General features: G+C 46.5%; 21 protein-coding genes. 6 read left to right on the top strand and 15 right to left on the bottom strand.

Features of this window, described 5'->3' with window-relative positions:
* Nucleotides 1-126: 126 nt before the first annotated feature.
* From H9I36_RS09910 to H9I36_RS09900, 3 genes are all read left to right on the top strand, one after another.
* Nucleotides 127-1,548, top strand: a complete 1,422-nt coding sequence (locus tag H9I36_RS09910) for a hypothetical protein (RefSeq protein ID WP_187385193.1) — start codon at nt 127-129, stop codon at nt 1,546-1,548.
* A 144-nt stretch (nt 1,549-1,692) separates the two neighbouring features.
* A complete protein-coding gene (locus tag H9I36_RS09905) occupies nt 1,693-3,597 on the top strand; it encodes an ABC transporter permease (RefSeq protein WP_187385192.1) in 1,905 nt (634 codons plus the stop codon).
* A 3-nt stretch (nt 3,598-3,600) separates the two neighbouring features.
* Nucleotides 3,601-4,713, top strand: a complete 1,113-nt coding sequence (locus H9I36_RS09900) for an ABC transporter ATP-binding protein (RefSeq protein WP_187385191.1) — start codon at nt 3,601-3,603, stop codon at nt 4,711-4,713.
* Nucleotides 4,714-4,897: 184 nt separating this feature from the next.
* Here H9I36_RS09900 and H9I36_RS09895 read toward each other — a convergent pair whose 3' ends face one another.
* The 5 genes from H9I36_RS09895 to H9I36_RS09875 all read right to left on the bottom strand — a co-directional run bounded on the left by H9I36_RS09895 (nt 4,898) and on the right by H9I36_RS09875 (nt 9,634).
* Nucleotides 4,898-6,184 carry a TRAP transporter large permease gene (locus H9I36_RS09895; RefSeq protein WP_187385190.1) on the bottom strand — a complete coding sequence of 429 codons (1,287 nt, stop codon included), beginning with the start codon at nt 6,182-6,184 and terminating at the stop codon, nt 4,898-4,900.
* Entirely contained in the window at nt 6,181-6,684 is a 504-nt protein-coding gene (locus tag H9I36_RS09890) for a TRAP transporter small permease (RefSeq protein ID WP_187385189.1), read from the bottom strand. Before H9I36_RS09890 ends, H9I36_RS09895 begins: the two co-directional genes overlap by 4 nt.
* 74 nt (nt 6,685-6,758) lie before the next feature.
* Entirely contained in the window at nt 6,759-7,781 is a 1,023-nt protein-coding gene (locus H9I36_RS09885; RefSeq protein WP_187385188.1) for a C4-dicarboxylate TRAP transporter substrate-binding protein, read from the bottom strand.
* A 25-nt stretch (nt 7,782-7,806) separates the two neighbouring features.
* Nucleotides 7,807-8,514: a glycerophosphodiester phosphodiesterase gene (locus H9I36_RS09880; protein ID WP_187385187.1), complete on the bottom strand. Its 708-nt coding sequence runs from the start codon at nt 8,512-8,514 to the stop codon at nt 7,807-7,809.
* A 190-nt stretch (nt 8,515-8,704) separates the two neighbouring features.
* The gene (locus H9I36_RS09875; RefSeq protein WP_187385208.1) at nt 8,705-9,634 is read right to left on the bottom strand and encodes a hypothetical protein; all 930 of its coding nucleotides are present in this window, start codon (nt 9,632-9,634) and stop codon (nt 8,705-8,707) included.
* 218 nt (nt 9,635-9,852) lie between these two features.
* Here H9I36_RS09875 and H9I36_RS09870 point away from each other — a divergent pair, with 218 nt between their 5' ends.
* Nucleotides 9,853-10,290, top strand: a complete 438-nt coding sequence (locus tag H9I36_RS09870) for a hypothetical protein (protein ID WP_187385186.1) — start codon at nt 9,853-9,855, stop codon at nt 10,288-10,290.
* An 86-nt stretch (nt 10,291-10,376) separates the two neighbouring features.
* Nucleotides 10,377-11,699, top strand: a complete 1,323-nt coding sequence (gene argA, locus H9I36_RS09865) for an amino-acid N-acetyltransferase (protein WP_187385185.1) — start codon at nt 10,377-10,379, stop codon at nt 11,697-11,699.
* A gap of 69 nt (nt 11,700-11,768) precedes the next feature.
* On the opposite strand, the gene H9I36_RS09860 is transcribed toward argA, so the two are convergent.
* The 7 genes from H9I36_RS09860 to rpmH all read right to left on the bottom strand — a co-directional run bounded on the left by H9I36_RS09860 (nt 11,769) and on the right by rpmH (nt 17,379).
* The gene (locus H9I36_RS09860; RefSeq protein WP_187385184.1) at nt 11,769-12,710 is read right to left on the bottom strand and encodes a hypothetical protein; all 942 of its coding nucleotides are present in this window, start codon (nt 12,708-12,710) and stop codon (nt 11,769-11,771) included.
* 84 nt (nt 12,711-12,794) lie between these two features.
* Nucleotides 12,795-13,769 (bottom strand): peptidylprolyl isomerase, encoded by a 975-nt coding sequence (locus tag H9I36_RS09855; RefSeq protein WP_187385183.1) that lies wholly within the window; start codon nt 13,767-13,769, stop codon nt 12,795-12,797.
* 138 nt (nt 13,770-13,907) lie between these two features.
* Nucleotides 13,908-14,609 carry an RNA-binding cell elongation regulator Jag/EloR gene (gene jag, locus H9I36_RS09850; protein ID WP_021495493.1) on the bottom strand — a complete coding sequence of 234 codons (702 nt, stop codon included), beginning with the start codon at nt 14,607-14,609 and terminating at the stop codon, nt 13,908-13,910.
* 92 nt (nt 14,610-14,701) lie between these two features.
* On the bottom strand, nt 14,702-16,483 hold the full coding sequence (gene yidC / locus H9I36_RS09845) for a membrane protein insertase YidC (RefSeq protein WP_187385182.1): 1,782 nt from the start codon (nt 16,481-16,483) through the stop codon (nt 14,702-14,704).
* A gap of 138 nt (nt 16,484-16,621) precedes the next feature.
* On the bottom strand, nt 16,622-16,843 hold the full coding sequence (yidD, locus tag H9I36_RS09840) for a membrane protein insertion efficiency factor YidD (protein WP_187385181.1): 222 nt from the start codon (nt 16,841-16,843) through the stop codon (nt 16,622-16,624).
* Nucleotides 16,840-17,202, bottom strand: a complete 363-nt coding sequence (rnpA, locus tag H9I36_RS09835) for a ribonuclease P protein component (protein WP_187385180.1) — start codon at nt 17,200-17,202, stop codon at nt 16,840-16,842. Before rnpA ends, yidD begins: the two co-directional genes overlap by 4 nt.
* Before the next feature lie 21 nt (nt 17,203-17,223).
* On the bottom strand, nt 17,224-17,379 hold the full coding sequence (gene rpmH / locus H9I36_RS09830; RefSeq protein ID WP_016521223.1) for a 50S ribosomal protein L34: 156 nt from the start codon (nt 17,377-17,379) through the stop codon (nt 17,224-17,226).
* A 179-nt stretch (nt 17,380-17,558) separates the two neighbouring features.
* Here rpmH and H9I36_RS09825 point away from each other — a divergent pair, with 179 nt between their 5' ends.
* Nucleotides 17,559-18,728, top strand: a complete 1,170-nt coding sequence (locus tag H9I36_RS09825) for an ISAs1 family transposase (protein ID WP_187385179.1) — start codon at nt 17,559-17,561, stop codon at nt 18,726-18,728.
* Nucleotides 18,729-19,015: 287 nt separating this feature from the next.
* On the opposite strand, the gene H9I36_RS09820 is transcribed toward H9I36_RS09825, so the two are convergent.
* From H9I36_RS09820 to H9I36_RS09810, 3 genes are all read right to left on the bottom strand, one after another.
* A complete protein-coding gene (locus H9I36_RS09820) occupies nt 19,016-19,762 on the bottom strand; it encodes an alpha/beta fold hydrolase (RefSeq protein ID WP_187385178.1) in 747 nt (248 codons plus the stop codon).
* Between the two features lie 139 nt (nt 19,763-19,901).
* Complete coding sequence (locus H9I36_RS09815; RefSeq protein ID WP_187385177.1) at nt 19,902-20,285, bottom strand: PIN domain-containing protein; 384 nt, start codon at nt 20,283-20,285, stop codon at nt 19,902-19,904.
* A 1-nt stretch (nt 20,286) separates the two neighbouring features.
* A complete protein-coding gene (locus H9I36_RS09810; protein WP_187385176.1) occupies nt 20,287-20,481 on the bottom strand; it encodes a type II toxin-antitoxin system VapB family antitoxin in 195 nt (64 codons plus the stop codon).
* Nucleotides 20,482-20,529 lie beyond the last annotated feature (48 nt).

Genomic DNA, 20,529 nt, shown 5'->3' with positions numbered 1-20,529 from the left:
TCTCATTTATACTGAAAAGAAATCAATCTAAAAAAGCAGGCGCAGTCGCTTTATGCATCTGTTTTACGCAAACGGATGCGCGCTTGTATTTTATCTATCGTTTATACATTAGGAGGAAGATGTAGTATGATCAAAAAAAATCTATTTAAAACGGCGATACTCGGCTTAGCGGTCTTGTGTATCGCTGCATGCGGCAGCGGTAAAAAAGCCGGTTCCACTGCGGACATCGTTGCAAAAGCAAGCAAAATGCCGCTTGAAAAACTCGAAGCGGCCGCAAAGGCGGAAATGGAAGCGTCGAACGACACTTTCAAAATCGTCGGTTTGACTTCCGCACTGAAAACGGCTGCGACCAAATTCGCCGAACACTACGATTGGCTGCACTACGGTACGAAAGACGGCAAAGACAATGTTTACGTAAACAACAGCTATAAGGATTACACGTTGTTGACGGCGCTCGAAGTCGCGGATAAAACGTATTTTGCCGACTATGCGCTCGTACAGGATGTCCGCTCTCTCGCCGACTACGATGCCGCGGGTATCGTGTGCAACTTCGTTCCGTCCGATTGGAAAGAGATGGGATTATCCGAAGCGGACACGTATCCGTTAAAAGGCATTCACTTCAATAAAATATTTTATACGAATACGAACTTTGAAAAAGTTACCGGAAAAAAATTATACAATATTTGGCAGCTCGCCGGAACGTCGGCCGATCCCGATCACTTGGACAAAGTATCGTTCCAATCTCCGGTTACGGAACAAATCAATATGTCTTTTCTCTTAAGCTGCGAAGCTCCGGCAAATCAAGCGCGCATCGAAAAAGCGTACAAAGATTATTACAACAAAGATTGGAGCGCTTCGGAAACGGGCTACGCTTCAGCCGGTGAACAGTGGGTTACCGAAATGATTGCAAACATTTCACGCTGGCATGCATCCGACGGTACGGCGATGAAAGAAACCCAGCTCAAATACGATTGGGACCGCGGTTATGTGTACTACGGTGCGTTCGCAAAGATGAAAGACGCTGCGACAAAATATTACGGCGGCATCGTCGGTGCGGATCCGTCGTTCTACGAAAAAGAAGACGTCAAAGATAAAAACGGAAAAGTCATCGGCAAAGCGGGAACGATTCAAGCGAAAAAGACGGTACAGTTCGATTGGGAAATCGACGGCTTCAACGGATTTATGTATACGATGTGTTCTCAAATCGTTAATAATGCCGCACATCCGTATACCGCATGTCTGTTCGCGCGCTTTTTGCTGACGAAGGAATGCTACGAAGCGATGGTTTACAATTCCGCGACTCCGTCGGCGGACGGCAAAAAAGCGAATCAATACGGATATTATTTCCCGTGCTCGAACGACATCACCTACGCAAAAGGCGATTGGGATAAAGACACGCACATCGCAAGAGAGATCAACGAAAATTACGCATTTTTAAAAAATATCAAAGTCTCCCAAGTCAATAAACTGTTGGCGCTCGTTACGTCGAACAGCAAAGCGACGGAAGTAACAAAGCAGGAGCAGGCGGAAGACGAAGCAAAAAAATAATCCGTCGCATCGCTTAAAATCTTAATAATCGATCGGCGGCCGGTTGATCGCGCAGAAGATTAACCGGCATGTACGGCGGGCGGAAACCGATACCGCGTTTTCATCCGCCGTCGGCGCGATCGGATTATTTGGGAGAAGATACATATGACCGATAATCAAACAGTAAAAGCACAACCCGCTCCGTTTTATTTTAAAAAAATTTTAAATCACATAAAACAATTTTTTTCAAAGTCTTCCAATTGTATCATCGTTTTTTTCGGTATCGTGTTGACGATCACCGTCATCTATCCGCTTTTTTCGATGGTCAAAGATTCGTTTACGGTTCAAAGCGTTTCGGAAGCAAAAAACATCAATGAGATTTGGGATGCGGCCGTAAAGCGCGGCGATTTTACGTTTTTGCAATGGCCGTCGCTGTTGTTCAACAAATTGACGCCGCTGTATTCGAAAAACTTTTTTTGGATCCCGCTGTATCGTTCCGTGCTCATGGCGCTGATCGCCTGTACGATCGCGGTCGTATTCGGCGGCAACCTCGCATTCTTTATCACGCGGACGAACATACCGTTTAAGCGCTTTATCTCAACGGTATTCGTTTTTCCGTATATCATGCCGTCGTGGTCGATCGCGATGTTTTGGGAAAATTTCTTCAAAAACACGAACGTGAGCGGAAGTCCCGGAGAAGGACTGCTGCAGGCGTTGACAGGCATAAGCGCGCCGCAATGGCTCGTCTACGGTTTTTTCCCGACGGCAATCGTGCTCGGTCTGCACTACGCACCGTTCGCGTACATATTGATCGGCGGCATACTGCGGAACATGGATGCGAACCTTGAAGAAGCGGCGACGATTTTAAAAGCGTCGCGATTAAAAATCGTCAGAAGGATTACCTTGCCGATCGTCGCGCCCGCGATGATATCGACTGTTTTGCTGGTGTTTGCGAGTTCCATTTCAAGCTACACCGTTCCACAGTTTTTAAATAAAGACGGATCGTTCAATTCGATTTCGATCACGCTGCGCTCGGCACTGATGACGGGGAAAAAAGGCGAAGGCTACGTCATCGCAACGATACTGCTGATTTTCAGCGTGTTGATTTTGACGCTGAACAACTGGTTTACAAAAAGCCGCAGGAGCTTTACGACGGTATCCGGCAAATCGGGACAAATCACCAAAATCGATTTGAAAAAGGCGAAGTGGCCGATCGCCGTTACGACGCTCGTTATCGTAACGTTCTTTGCCGTCATTCCGCTGCTTTCGTTCGTACTCGAAAGCCTCGAAGAAACGGCCGGAGATTTTTCTTCGATTACGCTCAAATATTGGATCTCTCCGACGCCCGCAATCGACGACGCCTTTGTCGGCGCGCGCGATTATTCTCTGAACGGCATCTTTCACAACAGTACGATTTTGCATTCGTTCGGCAGAACCATCATCGTCGCCGTCATCGTTTCGTTTATCTGCGGAACCTGCGGCATTTTGATCGGATACGCCGTCAGCAAAAACAGGAGAAGCCGTCTTGCCAATTACGTTTCCAGTTTGGCGTTCTTGCCGTACTTGATTCCCGCGTTGAGTTTCAGCACGATTTTCTTTTCACTGTCGAAGACGAATGCGTTTCATTTTTTGGACGTTGCGACGACGCTCAGCGAATGGTCAGCCGTCGCGCTGTGCATCATCGTCGGAGGCATAAAGTTTTTGCCCTTTGCGTCGCGCAGCGGAACGAACGCGATGCTGCAGGTTTCGGGTGAAATCGAAGAAGCTGCAATAATCACCGGCTGCCCGTGGGGCAAGCGGATGACGAAGATTTTGTTTCCCATCCAAAAATCGAGTTTTATAAGCGGCTATCTGCTGCCGTTTATATCCTGTATGAGAGAGTATACGCTGTTTGCGTTGATTACATCGAGCGTTACGCTGTCGACAAACGTTCTCGAATACTACACGAGAAACGGCGTCGATCAGCTTGCGAACGGCATCAACCTGTTACTGGTTGTATTCGTTATTGTTATTAATTTATCGATTAATAAATTTACCGGCGCATCTATTGATAAAGGAATTGGAGGTTAATATATGCCGCGAATAGAATTACACGATGTTTCAAAACGATGGGGCGATTTTGTCGGAGTCAATCACCTCAACATGGTTATCGAAGACAGAGAATTCATCACGCTGCTCGGTCCGTCCGGCTGCGGAAAGACGACGACACTGCGCATGATCGCGGGGCTTGAAACGCCGACGGAAGGCAGGATCACCATCGGCGATACGGTCGTTTTCGATTCGGAAAAAGGCATCAACGTTTCGCCCGACAAACGCGATATCGGCTTTTTGTTTCAAAACTACGCGTTGTGGCCGCACATGACCGTGTATAAAAACATCGCCTTCGGTCTTGAAAATTTAAAGTGGCCGAAAAGCAAAATCGAAGAGCGTGTGCAGGAAGTTTTAAAGACTTTAAAAATCGAAGAATTCAAAGACCGCTATCCGGCTGAATTGTCGGGCGGACAGCAGCAGCGCGTCGCGATCGCGCGGACGCTCGCGCCCAAACCGAAAGTGCTTTTTATGGACGAGCCGCTTTCAAACCTCGACGCAAAACTGCGCAGCGAAATGCGCACGGAATTGAAGCGTCTGCATTCGGACACGAACTCGACTTTCGTCTACGTTACGCACGACCAGCTCGAAGCGATGACGCTTGCGACACGCATCTGTTTGATCGAAAAGGGCGACCTGCAGCAGTACGATCCGCCGCTCGTCGTCTACAACCGGCCGGCGAATTTGTTCGTTGCGGATTTTATCGGAAACCCGACGATGAATTTCATTCCGGCGAAAGCGAAACAGACGGCGAAAAACGAACTCGCGGTACAATTTTTCGGCATCGATGCGGTCTTCGCGTGCGAAAAAGACGTGCAGCTTGAAAGAGAAGACGTCATCATCGGCATCCGTCCGGAATTTCTTCCGATCAGGGACAGCGGCGCCATCGAGGGACTTGCGTATTCGACGCTTCCGTCGGGTATGGAAACGATCGTCAAAATCAACCTCAAAGGCGATATTTTATCTTCCGTCGTATTCGGTTCGATCGACTATGCTGTCGATAAGCCGATCCGTTTCGACATCGTGGGCAACGATATCATCGTATTCGATACCGAAACGAAAAAAAATATCTGCCTCGGCTCCGTTAAAGTTAAATAATAATTATTAATTGTTTTAATAAACGACCTCGCTGCTCTGCGGCGAGGTCGTTGTTTTTATATGAAAGTGCAACAAAAAACAACATTGAAGCATTTCAATCGATAATCCCGACGCAGAGCATCGGGGCATTAAACCATCCGCACGAATAAAATTAATAAATTTTAATTACCCTGCCCGCATCCCGCTACATCCCCAAGAGCGTCGGCAGCCACAGCGATATGGCGGGTATATACGTGATGATTAAAAGTGCGACGATGCTTGCCAAAAGAAAGGGCGTATTCGCTTTCAAAAAATCCCATATCGACACTTTGAGCAGCGACGACACGACGAAAATCATCGAACCGAAGGGCGGCGTCAATCCTCCGATCGCCATGTTCAACGTCATGACGATGCCGAAGTGAACGAGATCGATTTTGAGCGTATTCAATATCGGAACCAAAAGCGGTGCAATGATGATGATGGCGGGGCCGCCTTCGACAAACATTCCGACGATGAATAAAAAGATATTGATGAGTATCAAAAATACGTATTTGTTGGCGGAAATACTCAACACCGCCTGCGCGATCATGTGCGGAATGCGCTCATAACTTAAATACATTCCAAAGAGATTCGCACCGACGATGATAAACATTACCTGCGCGGTGGAATTGACGGTTTCCCGTAAAATCGGAATAAAGTCTTTGATGTGCAGTTCGCGATAAGCCAGCATCCCTACAAGCGTGCAGTAAAAACATGCGATGGCGCCTCCTTCCGTCGGAGTAAAAACGCCCTGTCGCAATCCCATGATGATGACTAAAGGCAAAATGAGGGCAAGAACGGCAGCTCCCGCGCCCCGCACGATTTCTTTGCCGCTCGCCATCTTTTCCCGCGTCCGTCCGTAATTGTGTTTTATCGATTCGATATGGACGGAGAGCATGAGACAGGCGGTGATAACCAAACCGGGAAGATATCCCGCCATAAAAATTTTACCCACGCTGACGCGGGCAACCATCGAATACAAAATAAGCATAATGCCCGGCGGAATAATCGTCGGTATGATGGAACTGGTCGCGGTAATCGAAGCGGAAAAGGGCATCGGAAAACCGCGCTTTTCCATTTCGGGAACCAAAATTTTGCACTGCATGGCAGCGTCGGCGTTTGCGGAGCCCGAGATTCCGCCCATCAGCGCGGACAATACGACGTTTACCTGTCCGAGTCCGCCGGGAAGATGTCCGACCAAGAGATCGGCGAAATGCATCAAGCGCTTGCTGATGCCCGAATAATTCATAATCACGCCCGCAAAGATAAAAAACGGTATGGCAAGCAGCGGAAAAGATTCGATTCCCGATATGAAATTCTGCAATACGAATTGCGGCGGCATATTGTTCGACATAAATAAAAAATAGGTCATGGATCCGCCGATGAGTGCAAAACCGATCGGTACATTGAGCATAAATAAAATAAACACGATCAACAGCGGTATTAAATTCATATTTTTTCCTGCCTATTTTTTTTTGAAAAAAACGCGTGCTTTATCCGTTTTATTTTTTCGAATAAGCGCAGCGCCGTATAAACGATCAAAAGCAAAAATCCGATAGTGATCGACGCGTTGACAAAAGTATACGACAATCCGATTATCGGAGTTATTTTACCCCATGAACTGATACAGAGTCTGATGCTGAGTATGAAAATAATAATATCGAGCGCCAATACGAAAAGGTCGATTAAAAATTCGATGACAAACTGCAATTTTGCCGGCAGCAGATTTACGATTATGTTTATGCCTACGTGATCGTGCGTTCTATATGCGGCTGCGATGCCCATATAGGTACACCACACGAACATAATCGTCGCAAGCTCTTCCATCCAATTAAAAATAAAACCCAAAATATATCGGCAAAAGACGTTGATGATAACGAAGAAAACGATGCCGAAAAGCGCAACGGCTGCGATAATATAATCCAAATTACCGAGCACGGATTTTCTGTTCATGTTCATTTCCTTATTAATACGGGTAAAAACGAAATACCGCTGAACCGATCCGCCTTGACCCGTATTATTAATTTTTACTTATTGCGAATTTTTGCCAACTCGGCTTGAATCGTATCGTATACGCCGGGCGTAAGATTTTTATTGTTTTCAAACACTTTTTTTGTCAATATACGGAACTCGTCTTTTTCGACTTCGTGGAACTTTACTCCTTCTTTTCCGAGATTTTCTCTGTCTTTGATTTCCTGCAACGCTACGCGTTCGTTGTTCCGTTTTGCACCTTCAAGGAATTCCTCTTCCATGATTTTTTGTTGTTCCGGCGTAAGACTGTCCCAAATTTTCTTCGACATGACGCAGCATGTCGTTCCGCAAAAGTGCCCGGTCAACGAAATATCTTTGATAATGGCGCCCATCTGATTGTCCGCGATATCGCTGATGGACGTTTCAAGTCCGACGACGACGCTCTGCTGTACGGCAGAATATACTTCCGACCACGCCATCGGTATGGGGTTCGCACCCATGGCGCTCAGCGTTTCGATCCACAAATTCGATTTCGGCACGCGCAGCTTCATACCGCTCAATTCTTTCGGATTGCGCACGGGTTTGTTCGCGCAGATATGGCGGAAACCGAACCCGTAATCCAATGCCAGCACTTTCATACCGTTTTCTTCGGCTTTTTTATTTAAATCGTTTGCAAAGTCGCTGTGGCACATCGCCGTATACTCTTCCATGTTGTTGTAGAGCATCGGCCCGACAAGCGCGTTGTAATCCGGTACATAGTCCGCCATATAGCTCGGATCTTCGTTGGAAATAAAATAGGCACCCGCACGCACTTGCTCGATGCCGTCTTTATACGTCGCAATTTCACCGTTCGGATAAATCTGAATTTCGATCGCACCGTTCGTTCTTTTGTTGATATTGTCGGCAACTTCGCGCAACGTAACGTTCAAAGGCTGTTCGTTCGTAAATACGTTGCTGAGCTTAAATACGTGCTTTGCCGCTCCCTGTCCGCCCGCATTTTTTTTGCTGCATCCAAACGCTAAAAACAATACTGCAATCAACGTCGAAAACCATGCCGTTCGTTTGATCCTTTGTTTCATCTTTCACTCCTCTTGCGATTGGTAATCAATCTGTCAAAAAACAAAGCCTGTTGGTTATAACGCCGTCGACTTTGCATTCCGACATATCGAAAAAGGTATCCTTGTCGTCGATAATCCACGGATATACCTTTATGCCCAAAGAATGTAAAAATTCCACACCGCTTTTATTTACGTATTCCGCAGCCGGATGATAACTGTAAATACGAAACGGAAGATTTTTCAAATAGGTTTTTAATTCCAGCAATTCGCCGTCCAATGCGAGACCGAGCTTTACGTCACGATTTTCTTTTGCGATATGTTCCAAAACAATATGATTTAATGAAGCTAAAATAAACGCATCCGTACTTCGTCTTTCAAGCACGAAACGCAGCAAATCCGTCTCCCACGGCTCTTCTTCTTTGACGTCGCGCTTTACCTCCAAATTCAGCATCAGATTTTCAGGCACGAGATGTAAAAATTCATCCAAAGTTAAAATCCTCTCTCCGAAATAGCGCTCCATGTTATTGTGAGCGGACAGCGCTTTCAGTTCTTTGAGCGTTTTGTCCCGTACTTTACCCGTACCGTCGGTCGTGCGGTCTACGGTAAAATCGTGAAAAATGACGTATTCTCCGTCTTTTGTCCGCTGTATATCGCATTCGATTTGATCCGCATCGGATTCCACTGCCAAAATAAAAGAGCTTGCCGTGTTTTCCGGGCGAATATCGGGGACACCTCTATGCGCAATCAATTCCATCTGCAGCTCCGAAAAGCTTGAAAATTTAATAAGTATAGGTAAATTATAGGGGCAGATTTTTCAGCTGTCAAGTTTTTTATTTTGCCGTTTTTACATAAAGTTATGATATAAAAACGGGTTGAAATATTTTGATATTAATAAAAAATAAAATTAACAAATTTTAACAGACTTTATTTTTTCGATTCGATACTCATTCGCCGAAAATTTCTTTTCTGTGATATTCGCCGAGCTTTTCGAGATCGCAAGCAAGAGATACGTTTTCACCGCCGTTTACCATCCCGTTGTACGCGGTTTTATCTCCTCCGCGCACGTTTTCATCTTTTCCGTCCTCCGCCCGATTTTTTTGATAGGCTTTCAAATCGATGAGAAAGCGATTCATTGAAAAATGCTGATAGACGAAAACACTATTCCACGCATCGCTTCCGGCATAGGCGGCTTTGAGTGCATCGCGGTACGGAGTAAATATGCCCCGCGCTTTCAATTCCGCGTAGCCGACAAGCCACAGCTGAGGAGGATTAAAACACTCGCCGATTTTTGTGCCGACCGTATCGAGCAGACCGCGCTCTCCATCATTTACACCGGTCGGGACGAAGCCGCCGCTTGTTCCCCGTTTTCCGCGTGCGCCGTTTTCCCAAAGCGCGCGATGCAGTTTTGCCGTGTGCCGGGCCATCCACAGCTGGCTTATCTCGATGAGCTTTGCGATCTCAGGATCGGCTTTTTGCAGGGCGCGCAGATGATGCGTTTTCGCGGTGTGTACCGGCGTTTTATTGAGGATGACGACATTTTTTCTGAAGTCGGTGTGCAGTTCGGGGTTGCGACGAAAAAAACCGTCGGCGATTTTTCCGCTCTGTCCGACGAGATAACGGTTGTTGACCGAAAGCTGTTCGTCTTTGCCCGGGTTGTCGCCGATGACGATCAATTTGATTTCATCATTTTCGGAAACGTCGTCGAGCGCACGGTTATACACAACCGCCGTTTCGACAGGATAATCCGGCGTGTCCTTTTGCGCGGCAGTTTTTTGCAGCGCTTCAAGTGCCGAAGCATAGTGCGACCACTCGGCAACGCGAGAACGGAATTCGTCGCGGAATTCGACAAAGGCTTTAAATTGCGATCGAAGCATCATCGCTCCCCGCATCTTTCGAAATATACGGGATACAGTGCAAAAATCGTCATGAGGCGAGTATAGCCGATAGCGCGCGTTTACTGAATAGCAAAATAAAGTAAGCAAACCTCAGGCGGTAAAATATTTTATACTTCCTTTTTTTCGTATATTATGCGATAATTGGTTATTGCAGAGGAAGTATCCTAATGAGCAAATCATATATAAAACATCCGGTTATGCCGTATGTCGCGTACAGCAGTAATAAATCGGCTCGCTCTTTTGCAAACAGAAGTTTACGCAGAATAAATAAATCGAAATTGCAAAAAGAACAGGAAACGTTTGAACCGTCTTTGCTAAGGGAAGTTTCCGATACTTGGGATTTTCCTTCGGACGGATTATCTGCATATATAAAAGAGAATTCTGAAAACGGTTTTTACTTGGGATTGGATAATGAAATAAAGCGCCTTCTGTCGGCAGGATTCAGCGTTCAATATGATAAACGGAGCAAATTTATTTATCGTATTCATTGTAACGATGGAACATATTGCAGCGACATCGAAGATTTGTTGGCGTATTATCATCTGCGGCCGACGGAAAAAACTGTTGCAAATTTAACAAATAAGCAAATAAAAAAATTTGCCCGTATCCTTTGGAAAAAGAACGGAGCGAAGTAAGCGTCAGCGACAACGTACACCGGCCGATTTTCTACAGGCCCTTTTCGACATTGCCATTCGACGCATCCGCGCGCTATAATGATCGTATGGCGGACACTATACGAACCGAAAAAGCACAGCGCATCCGCGACGTCATACGGTACGTCGACCGATTTAAAAACGCCGTCGTCGTCATCTATCTCGACGATATCGACTCGCCGCTTTTTTCAAGCCACATCCGCGACATCGCGCTTATTAAAAAAGCGGGACTGCACGTGCTCATCGTGCCGGGTTCGCGCACACGCATCGACGAAGTGTTGTCGGCATCGCATATTTCGTGGACGATGCAAAACGGCGTGCGCGTTACGACGCATGAAGCGATGCCTCTCATAAAAATGGCGGCGTTCGACGTTTCGAATACGGTGATGACTTCGCTCGCAGCGAACCGCATTTCCGCCGTGATCGGAAACTGGGTACGCTCGCGCGCGATCGGCGTGCTCGACGGCAAAGATTACGGGGACGCGGGTGAAATCGACAAACTCGAAACCGACGCGATCCGTACGGTGCTTGCCGACGGCTTCGTTCCGATTTTTCCGTGCATCGGCTGGAGCCGAACGGGAAAGCCGTACAATATCTCTTCTCCGGCGCTCGCAAAAGAAGTCGCCGTACAGCTGCAAGCCGATAAATTATTTTTCGTCACGAGCGGCGACGATATAAGCGCATCGCACTTTACCGTGCCGTCCGGAATCGCCGTGTCGGAAACGGGCGAAATCCCCGCGCTCAATCTCGGCGAACTCGATTCTTTTATCGAAGCGAACGCGAATTCGGAAAACGGAAAAATCGTTTCGCTCCTGCGCTTGGCAAAGAGCGCGTGCGCATCGGGCGTCGCAAGAACTCATATCGTAAACGGTGCGCACGACGGCGTGCTGCCCTGCGAAATTTTTTCAGGACTCGGAAGCGGTACGATGATCTATTCGGAAAACTACGGCGGCATACGCGCTATGCAAACCGAAGACATTCCGGCAGTTCTTTCGCTTATGCGCCCTTTCGTCGCCTCCGGAAAACTTTTGCCGAGAAGCGATGCCGAACTGCTCGAAAACGCGGACGATTATATCGTCTATGAACTCGACGGAGGCATACGCGCATGCGCCGCGCTGCATTTTTACGACGCGCATCAGGCGGAAATCGCAGCGGTTGCCGTGGACGAATCCTGCGCAAATATCGGCGTCGGACCGAAGCTCATCGAATTTTTATTAAAAAAAGCAAAGCGGGAACGCTCGGAAAGCGTATTCATCCTCACGACACAGGCGGCCGATTGGTTTGAAAATTTGGGATTCGTGCCGGACGATATCGCAACGCTGCCTGAAAAGCGTAAAGAAAAATGGACGCCCGCCCGCGGCTCGAAACTGTACCGGCTGAAACTGCAATAGAGGGCAAGTGCCGAATAACAATCGAAAAGCGTTTTGTTTTTTTACGATAAAAAAACGCCGCGAACGGGATTATATTTTGCGTATTTTGATTTTCTTTACCTCCTGAAAATCTTTTATCATAAAAATAATAATGGCTATTCCGCAAAAAACCAATGACATATGTATATTTGCTGTAATTTCTTTTTTTACTTCAGGTATACGCATGATTTTAAAAGCTATTTCGGCGGCCTTTTTAAAGGTCGAACTTTTTATCTCGGACTGCGTTATAATTTCTTTTATTACATATGCAAAATAACTTACATAAGCTCCGAAAACGGAAAACAACAAACTTACCACGGAAACAAGTGCGATACCGATTTTATTAAATTTTCCTTTTGCCTCCAAAAATCCTTCTCGTGCAAGCCCATAATATGCGGCACCGCAAATGCCTGTTATTTTCCCCAGCATACCGAAAAAAATATTACATAAAATTCCCGGTATGCAAAAAAAGAGCGCATATATGATACCTTTTATATAATTATTATTTTCCGCCTTTTCTTCTTTGTATAGGGATTCTGTCCGAGTACTCAAATTTTCGGCACAAATGCGGCAAAGCGGCAGTGGAAGGCCTCCAACATTATATATTGTAACAGCATCGGCCGAACAGTCGTCTTCGCTGCATAGAATTTTTCCTTCCGGATATTTATTAAATATATAATTTGCAATGTCGTCAATGACTTCTTTTATTTTTTTGATATTCAACGGAACAATATGCTCTATAAAACTCATCTCAACGGAAATCGCGCTATCATCCAAAAAAATAATTTCTTTTGCATAGCCTTTCCTTTTCCACGATTCGATTTTTATTTTATCGCCTTCATCAAACTGTCCCGGAAATCGAAACCAAACGTTTTTCCGATTATTTCCGTCGAATACAATGACATATGAATTTTTTACGATACCGTATATAAAAGTACCGTTATTTTTAAATCCGTATTGTTTACTTAATTTTTTTAATCCCGGGGAAATCATTTACTTCGCTCCTCTTTATAAAAGCGATAAAAAAAACGCCGCGTTTGAAAACACGGCGTTAATAATTAATAATTTCTGTTTACCTCAGTGAAGCGTAATATCGAATGCGATATACGCATTTTCGGGGATGACGCCGGGGTAACCGCGCTCGCCGTACGCCAAATCGGGCGGGATGACGATCGTTCGGCTTTCGCCTTTTTTCATATCCTGCACCATCACGTCGAAACAGGGAATCATCTGTCCCGCGGCGGTCGTAAAGGACAGCGGCGCCCTGCCTTCCGACGAATCGAATACGCGGCCGTCTATGAGATAACCTTTGTAATCGACGGAAACTTTTTTGCCCCTTCCCGTTTTTTCGCCGCTGCCGGCTTTCTTTATTTTATAATAAATGCCGTCGGCGTTTTTTTCGAAATTCGCAAAATTCTTTTCGATCGTTTTGATCTGATCGGCGAACGCGGCTTCTTTCCGAGCGGCGGCCGCTTTCAGTGCTTCGGCGGATAATTTATTAAAATCGTTTTGCGATGCGGTAAACTTTTTCGCGTCTTCGCCGTTCCGCACAATCGTAATTTTTTTGATCGCGTCGCCCTGTTTTGTCTTATTGACGACGTCCTGTCCTTCAAGCACTTTGCCGAAAATCGTGTGCTTGCCGGTGAGCCACGGCGTCGGAACGATCGTGATAAAAAATTGACTGCCGTTCGTATTTGCGCCGGAATTCGCCATGGCGAGAAGACCGCCGGAAGTAAAGGCGTATTTGTCGACGATTTCATCGGGAAAGGAATAGCCCGGGCCGCCGGTGCCGTTACCCCGCGGGTCGCCGCCTTGGATCATAAAATCCTGATCGTCTCCGTTTCCTTTGCTGATGACGCGGTGAAACGTGAGTCCGTCGTAAAAGGGTTTGCCTTTCGCCGCATCGAGCATGCCTTCGGCAAGCCCGACGAAATTCACGACGGTAAGCGGCGTATCTTTGTAATACAGCTCAAGCACGATGTTTCCGCGCGTCGTCTCCATGACGGCGAATACTCCGTCTTTCCCTTGTATCGATTTTATGCTTTTTTCCATAGGATTGCATCCTCCGTACATGATCGTAACACAGCACACTGCAAACGATAATAACAATTTCCGCATAGGCCTTTTCACCTTATCAAAAATTAATAAAATTTCAAACCGCTTCGATCGCGCCGCGCACTGCAGAATACGTCAGCGAACGCCCTTATAGAGAACGCGCACTTGCTTGTACAGACCGTCGCCTTCCGATTTCGTGTCGATATCGGGGATGTCGTTGAGCGTCGTGTGAATGAGGCGGCGTTCGAACGGATTCATCGGTTCGAGCAAAATCGAATTGTGCGTCTGATGCACTTTGTCCGCAGTCGTGTACGCAAGACGCACGAGCGATTCTTCGCGGCGGATGCGGTAATTTTCCGAATCGAGGATGATGCGCACGTCTTCGTGACCGAGCCGGCCGGCGTAGATATTTGCCAAAAGCTGGAGCGCATCGAGATTTTTCCCCTTCCGTCCGATAAGGATCGACGAATTCTGAGAATTCATCTTTATGCCGATTTTCTTCGCTTCGCGAAATACGATTTCCGTTTTTACGTCGTAGCCCATCTTTTCGATAATCGTGTCGACGAACTCAAGCAGCTTTTTTTCGAACTCATCCTGCGGCAGCGGATCGGCGACGATTCTCGCAGGCGTTTCGTACATTCTGTTGTCGTTCCCCGCGTGCGACGCATCGGGAGAATCGACCGGATTGACGCGGATCTTTACATAGCCTTTTTTGAACAGCGAATTTTTTTGCGTTTCAAGGATCTCCACGTCGAACTGATCGCGTTCGAGACCGAGTTCGCTCGCGGCTTTTTCGATCGCCTCTTTTTCGGTTTTTCCTTCATACTCGTATATCATAACGTACCTCTTACAGTTTTCAAACGGAAATCGGAAACTTCCGAAAGTACAATTTTCGAAAGCCGCCGATCAGCCGATTAATAAAATACGAATCAGCGCTTTTTACCTTTTTTAACAATTTTAAATTGTCCGGCTTGCGCGGCGATCTCCGCTTTTTTTTGCTGCATGAATTTATTGATTATCAGCTGCTGTCCCATCTGAATGATATTGCTCACCGTCCAATACAAAAGCAGTCCGGACGGCGCATTATAGAACAGGAAAAAGAAAATGAGGGGCATACCGTACATCATAAATTTCATCTGTCCTGCGCTCGAACCCGCTCCCGCCGCGGTTCCGCCGACCATCGTGATTTTGCCGTACAAAAGCTGGGATGCGAGATAGATGATCGGTAAGATGCGGAGCGAATTACCCAGGAAAGAACTTATAAGCGGTATGTCGCGCTGAAACGTATACACGCTGTCACCCGTCGAAAGATCGGGAATCCATCCGGGTATAAACGATGCGCCGCGGAATTCGAAATAATTGTTAAACAGATCGTACATCGCAAAAATTATTAAAAATTGGAAGAGCATGGGAAGACAACCGCTCATCGGATTGTAGCCGTTGTCTTTGTAAAGTTTTGCCGTTTCCGCCTGCAATTTTTGCGGATTGTCTTTGTACTTCGTCTGCAGCTCCGTTATCTTCGGCTGGAGCGCCTGCATTTTAAGCGTGCCGAGCGATTGCTGTCTTGTCAGCGGGAACATTGCAAGTTTTAATAAAATCGTCATGACGATGATCGCGACGCCCCAGTTGTGAACGACTTTATACAACCTTTCGAGAACCCATTTAAGGATTTTTTCAAGCCAGCCGAGCCAGCCGTAACCCTGCAGCGATTCGTCGAGTTTTACATTTTCAAGCTGCCAGCCGTTCGCCTGCGCCGTATTGTAGAGACGCAAATCGGTTTCGTTGCGCGGCCCGAAGTAAACGTAATACGTGTCGGCCATATCGGTGCCGGAAAAAGGCTTGCGTGTAAAAAAAGCTTGCGCGTTCGCATAGTCGCCGACTTCCGTACGCGAAGAATAATACGCTTCGCCCGCCATCGTCTCCGGTTTTTCCGGAATGAAAAGTTCTTCGAAGTATTTTCCCGCGATGCCCGCCCACACGTAATCGCGTTTGTAGGATTTAAACTGTTTTGTGCCGACCTGTACGTATTTCTTTTTGTTGCCGTCGAACGTGATAAACATGCGCGAATCGTAGCGGTTCATGCGCGGGTTGTAATGCGGTCCGACTTGCGGCGCCGTGCGGATCGTGTAGGCGGCGTTATTCGTATTGAGTGAAACCGTGCCCTCGTCGCTGTGCATCAAAACTTCAAGTTTGAACATGTATTCGCCGGGGATAAACGTATAGCGCTTGCCGAAGGTGTAGCCGTTATAGCGCTTCGTAAAAAGTACGGTATTCGCATCCGGCTGTTCCACGCTGAACAGATCGTTTATCATCGCGCCGTTCGCATCGCCGAACGAAACGGCGCACGCGCGGTTGAACGCGGAAATATTGTCCGCCATTTCAACGCCTTTGTTCGTATCGGTGTCGACGTGATTCAGCAATTCGTAGCCGATGATATCGCCACCCCTGTTCGTAAAGACCGCTTTGATTTTATCCGTTACGATCGTAAGCGTCTGCTCGGAAACGGCTTCTTCGGCATCTGAAGAAGCGATAAGCACGGGCGCCGCGCCTTGCGAATTTCCCGGAAGGGCATCTGCAGAAATTGCCGCCGGCTGTTCCGCAGCCGCAGCTCCGTTTTGACGCTGAGGCGCAAATACGGTAGCCTGCAAAACCATAAAGGTGCCGATCACGACCGTCGACAAGGCGATAGCCCAAACAGTATTTTTATCCATGGTAAATCTCCATCAGTTTTAACATTATTAATTTAAAAAGCACCCGTACATGGACGGCATTTTAAAATCAGTATATTACGCGATGCCGCATTTTAAGCATGCGCTTTATGCGCGCGATAATTTACGCGCTCCCGCGTTTTAAGGAACAGGGTCGTATCCTCCGGCATGAAACGGATGACAGCGAGCGATTCTTTTTATTGCGAAAAAAAGACCCTTGCACGGACCGTATTTTCTGATCGCTTCGATCGCATACTGCGAACACGTCGGAGTGTATCTGCAGCACGACGGAAACAACGGAGAAATACAGACTTGATAGGCGCGGATGCAAAGACAGAAAAATTTCGTAAGGAATTGTTTCATTCCGTAATCAATCCCGCTTTTTTACACAATAATCGAAATTGTGCACATCGGGCGTCGAACGAATCACACCCGGGATACAATAGAAAGAGCATATCGTATCCGATATTCAACTGTGCTTTTAATAAACGATAGACTTCACGGCTGTATCTTTTCGATATGTTTCTCTGCACCGCGTTACCGTATCCGCGTGACAAAGGAAATCCGACGCGATTTATGCGCAATCCGTTTTTTGCATAAAACAGCTTTGCGCCCGGAATACCCGTTCGCTTTCCGTTTTTAAAAAGCGCTTTAAAAGCGGCGGATTTTTTTATACGTTCTGAACGTTTAAATCCGCTCTTCTTTTTCAAAGCGGCTTCCATCGGCAGCTTCCGTCCCTAAAATCAATACTTCTTTTTTTCGTCCGCGACCGACAGCTTTTTGCGTCCCTTCGCGCGGCGGCGGGCGAGAACTTTGCGGCCGCCCTTTGTCGCCATGCGCGCTCTGAATCCGAATTTTCTGTTGCGTTTAACTTTGCTGGGCTGATATGTCCGTAACATAGAACATGCTCCTTATATAATCAACCGCGATATCGCTATCGAGGTCATAAGATATCGAAATAAGTACTCAAATATATCATTATTTTTTATACTTGGTCAAGGCGCGGAAAACGTGTAGCACGGAAATCAATTTTACCCGAGGACTGTTTAAAAAGTTGATAAAGTGCTAAAGTAAGCGCATGAGGTGGGAAACATTAGAAGATGCACTTGCAGTGCTTGAGACGGAGCGGGAATACGACGGATATTTTTGTAGCGTACAAGATGCGGTTATCATCGTGATTCTGGGAAGCCTGTGCGATTTACAAAGCGTAAAGAAAATCTACGAGTGGGCAACAACCGAACATGTCAGAACATTTTTGGCAGAAACCTTCGGAATCAAACGGATACCGTGCTATTGGTGGCTGTTAAGTCTGCTTGGAATCATACGGCCGGAATCACTGAATGAGTGTATGAAACAATGGGTTGCTTCGGTTGTACCGGCTCTTGCAGCAAAACTTGAGACGGAAGAGGAAGAACAAAGCAAGAAGAAAAAGAAGCAGCCGTTGACGATAGCCATAGACGGAAAAGCTATCCGCTCAACGGGAAAGATGAAAAAATACGACAATCCCTTGCATATCATCAGTGCACAGATAGGGGAATTGGGGCTGACACTTGCCCAAAGAACGGTCGAATCAAAGAGTAACGAGATTCCGGCTGTACCGGAATTGATAAAAGAGCTTGAAATTAAGGGCTGTATGGTAGTCGCAGACGCAATGAACTGTCAAATAGAGACTGCCGAAGCGATAATTGGGGCGGAAGCGGATTATTTGTTAAGTGCGAAGGGCAATCAGCAAGCACTTATGGACGATATCGCAGAGTATGTTCAGGATACAAAGCTGCGAGCGAAGATGGACAGCATCACGCGAACGGAAAAGGGACATGGGCGGAAGGAAAGGCGCAGTGCGTATACGAGTGATGATGTGGGCTGGCAACCGGGCGGCAGAACATGGCCGGCGCTTAAATGCATTGGAGCACTTCATACGCGATTTGAGACGAGTAAAGGTGTAACGGAAGAATGGCATTATTATATTTCAAGTAAAGCGTTACGAGCGGAAGAGCTGCTCCATCATGCAAGAGAGGAATGGTCGGTAGAAACGATGCACTGGCTGTTGGATGTACATTTTGATGAGGACAGATGCAGGGTTCAGAGTAAGAACATACAGCAGAATCTCAATATGCTGTACAAATGTGCGCTTAACATAATTCGCATACATAAGCGTGAGACACAATCGAAGCTGCCGTTGAACGGCATTATGTTCCGCGCTCTTATGAATCCTTATGCGCTGTTACCTCTTTTGGGCAAAATTTGATTTCCGTGAAACGTGTAGAATAAAACGCCGCAAGTATATCGCGTGCGGACATGCGCTCGCAATACGATACGCCTACGCCGCCGTGGAGCCGTGCCGAAGGCAGCGACCGGAGCGGAGCGAGGACGCCGCGCGTGAGCAAGCGGCGGAAGGGCGGATGGCAAAAAGGTTTCGTCCCGGTAAAAAAACCGATGAAACTGCTTCAGATATGACGCGGGATTTAAATTGTTAATTTGTAAATTGTATGCTCGTTTGAACCGATATCATCGCATTATCGATCATCAATTTATTCAAACCTTCCGCTTCATGCGCTCTTCAAGCATCGCAAGGTATGCCTTTTTTTCCGCTGCCATATACTGACAGTGCCCGTACCCTTTATGCAGTGCGATATGCACAAAAGGGTAGCGGCGCAAAATCGTCTTTGCTTGCCGTGCATCTATTTCTTTACTGCCGAATTCAAAATACATACGCTGCTGCACATCTTTCGGATACGGATAAAAATCGAAGCGGCTGCATGCCGCTATGATATTTCGCAGGCTTTTTTCACCCATGCTTTCAAACGTGCTTCCCATTACTTCGCCCGCTTCACCGAACAATGCGGTCATTTTCTTTTGAGCAAACCCCTTGCATTTTCGGGCCTTTTTCCATTTGCTTAAAAAGACGGCGGTATACACAAAGCGCAAAAAGCGGGCATTTTTGTATACCGGCGCACCGTCCAAAACAATGCATTTCCAGTGTATGTCGTCATCCTTCAACAGTTCCAGCACAATCCGCGCTCCCAGGGAAATACCGAGCGTCAATGCAATATCCGTATAGCCTTTTTCTTTCAGATAGCAAAGGATTTGCGCAGCTTCGTTTTCGGCGGAAACAAACTCACTCGAAGACGCTTGCCCGTGAGCCGACAAATCCGGCGCAATAATACAGTACCGATCGCTCAGCGGCGCAAACAGCTTTGCCGCAAAGGCACCGGTCAGCAACATCGGGTGCAAAACCAGTATTTTTTCCGCCTCGATGTTTCCGTATTCGTGTATAACCATATTGCCTGTCCTCCTGCAAATAATAATTTTTACCACGTGTTGAGCCGAGCGTCGCTTTTCAAACTTTCCACTCGATGCCTTTTTGAAAATCGTTCCACATACTTGCGTACACGCCCTTCCGTTCGAGCAGCTCGGCGACTTATTCTCGCGTAAATATTTTAAGAGCAAACAAATCGCGCATAAGTCCGAAATGTTTGTCAAACGAAAATAAAAAGAGATTATTGTTGATCGCATTTTGAGCGATTATTAAATCGGGAATACCGACTTTGTTTATACCGTGCAACAGGTTTCGGGTCTGCATATCGATAATCTCGTCCCAATCTATTTCAAGTTCTATTCGTTTAATCGCAAGCAAGAGCCGTTTCAACTCATATTCTTTTTTCAGATTAATAAAAGGAAGCAATTCGGCAAGCACGAGATTATTGATACAAAGCGTATTATTATGTATCAACTCTTTGAGCACGACAGAGCGCGCAGAGCCTCTAAAATATTCTATCCAGACGGGAGTATCGACCAATACCATTTTATGACCTTTTTCTCAGCGTTTTTAAGTCGATATTCAAATCAAGTTTTCCGTAATAGTCTTTCAGTTTTTGAACTTTTTCTTTTTGTATCAAATTTTCAAGCGCTTGTGTTATGACCTCCGTTTTTGTCGTAATTTTTGTCAATGTCATCGCTTCTTCAAGCAAGGTATCGGACAGATCCAGCGTTGTTCTCATATATCCCCCCGTATGCATATTATACCACAAAATCATATGCATAATCAA

The sequence above is a fragment of the Treponema sp. Marseille-Q4130 genome (genome assembly GCF_014334325.1).
Classification (GTDB): domain Bacteria; phylum Spirochaetota; class Spirochaetia; order Treponematales; family Treponemataceae; genus Treponema_D.
The sequence above is the reverse complement of the archived record's forward strand: the minus strand, read 5'-3'. Positions and strand labels throughout refer to the sequence as shown.

Excerpts from the sequence above, each read along its gene's own strand:
- H9I36_RS09910 (WP_187385193.1), top strand. The coding sequence starts at position 127 with ATGATCAAAAAAAATCTATTTAAAACGGCGATACTCGGCTTAGCGGTC.
- H9I36_RS09905 (WP_187385192.1), top strand. The coding sequence starts at position 1,693 with ATGACCGATAATCAAACAGTAAAAGCACAACCCGCTCCGTTTTATTTT.
- H9I36_RS09900 (WP_187385191.1), top strand. The coding sequence starts at position 3,601 with ATGCCGCGAATAGAATTACACGATGTTTCAAAACGATGGGGCGATTTT.
- H9I36_RS09895 (WP_187385190.1), bottom strand. The coding sequence starts at position 6,184 with ATGAATTTAATACCGCTGTTGATCGTGTTTATTTTATTTATGCTCAAT.
- H9I36_RS09890 (WP_187385189.1), bottom strand. The coding sequence starts at position 6,684 with ATGAACAGAAAATCCGTGCTCGGTAATTTGGATTATATTATCGCAGCC.
- H9I36_RS09885 (WP_187385188.1), bottom strand. The coding sequence starts at position 7,781 with ATGAAACAAAGGATCAAACGAACGGCATGGTTTTCGACGTTGATTGCA.
- H9I36_RS09880 (WP_187385187.1), bottom strand. The coding sequence starts at position 8,514 with ATGGAATTGATTGCGCATAGAGGTGTCCCCGATATTCGCCCGGAAAAC.
- H9I36_RS09875 (WP_187385208.1), bottom strand. The coding sequence starts at position 9,634 with ATGCTTCGATCGCAATTTAAAGCCTTTGTCGAATTCCGCGACGAATTC.
- H9I36_RS09870 (WP_187385186.1), top strand. The coding sequence starts at position 9,853 with ATGCCGTATGTCGCGTACAGCAGTAATAAATCGGCTCGCTCTTTTGCA.
- argA (WP_187385185.1), top strand. The coding sequence starts at position 10,377 with ATGGCGGACACTATACGAACCGAAAAAGCACAGCGCATCCGCGACGTC.
- H9I36_RS09860 (WP_187385184.1), bottom strand. The coding sequence starts at position 12,710 with ATGATTTCCCCGGGATTAAAAAAATTAAGTAAACAATACGGATTTAAA.
- H9I36_RS09855 (WP_187385183.1), bottom strand. The coding sequence starts at position 13,769 with ATGGAAAAAAGCATAAAATCGATACAAGGGAAAGACGGAGTATTCGCC.
- jag (WP_021495493.1), bottom strand. The coding sequence starts at position 14,609 with ATGATATACGAGTATGAAGGAAAAACCGAAAAAGAGGCGATCGAAAAA.
- yidC (WP_187385182.1), bottom strand. The coding sequence starts at position 16,483 with ATGGATAAAAATACTGTTTGGGCTATCGCCTTGTCGACGGTCGTGATC.
- yidD (WP_187385181.1), bottom strand. The coding sequence starts at position 16,843 with ATGAAACAATTCCTTACGAAATTTTTCTGTCTTTGCATCCGCGCCTAT.
- rnpA (WP_187385180.1), bottom strand. The coding sequence starts at position 17,202 with ATGGAAGCCGCTTTGAAAAAGAAGAGCGGATTTAAACGTTCAGAACGT.
- rpmH (WP_016521223.1), bottom strand. The coding sequence starts at position 17,379 with ATGTTACGGACATATCAGCCCAGCAAAGTTAAACGCAACAGAAAATTC.
- H9I36_RS09825 (WP_187385179.1), top strand. The coding sequence starts at position 17,559 with ATGAGGTGGGAAACATTAGAAGATGCACTTGCAGTGCTTGAGACGGAG.
- H9I36_RS09820 (WP_187385178.1), bottom strand. The coding sequence starts at position 19,762 with ATGGTTATACACGAATACGGAAACATCGAGGCGGAAAAAATACTGGTT.
- H9I36_RS09815 (WP_187385177.1), bottom strand. The coding sequence starts at position 20,285 with ATGGTATTGGTCGATACTCCCGTCTGGATAGAATATTTTAGAGGCTCT.
- H9I36_RS09810 (WP_187385176.1), bottom strand. The coding sequence starts at position 20,481 with ATGAGAACAACGCTGGATCTGTCCGATACCTTGCTTGAAGAAGCGATG.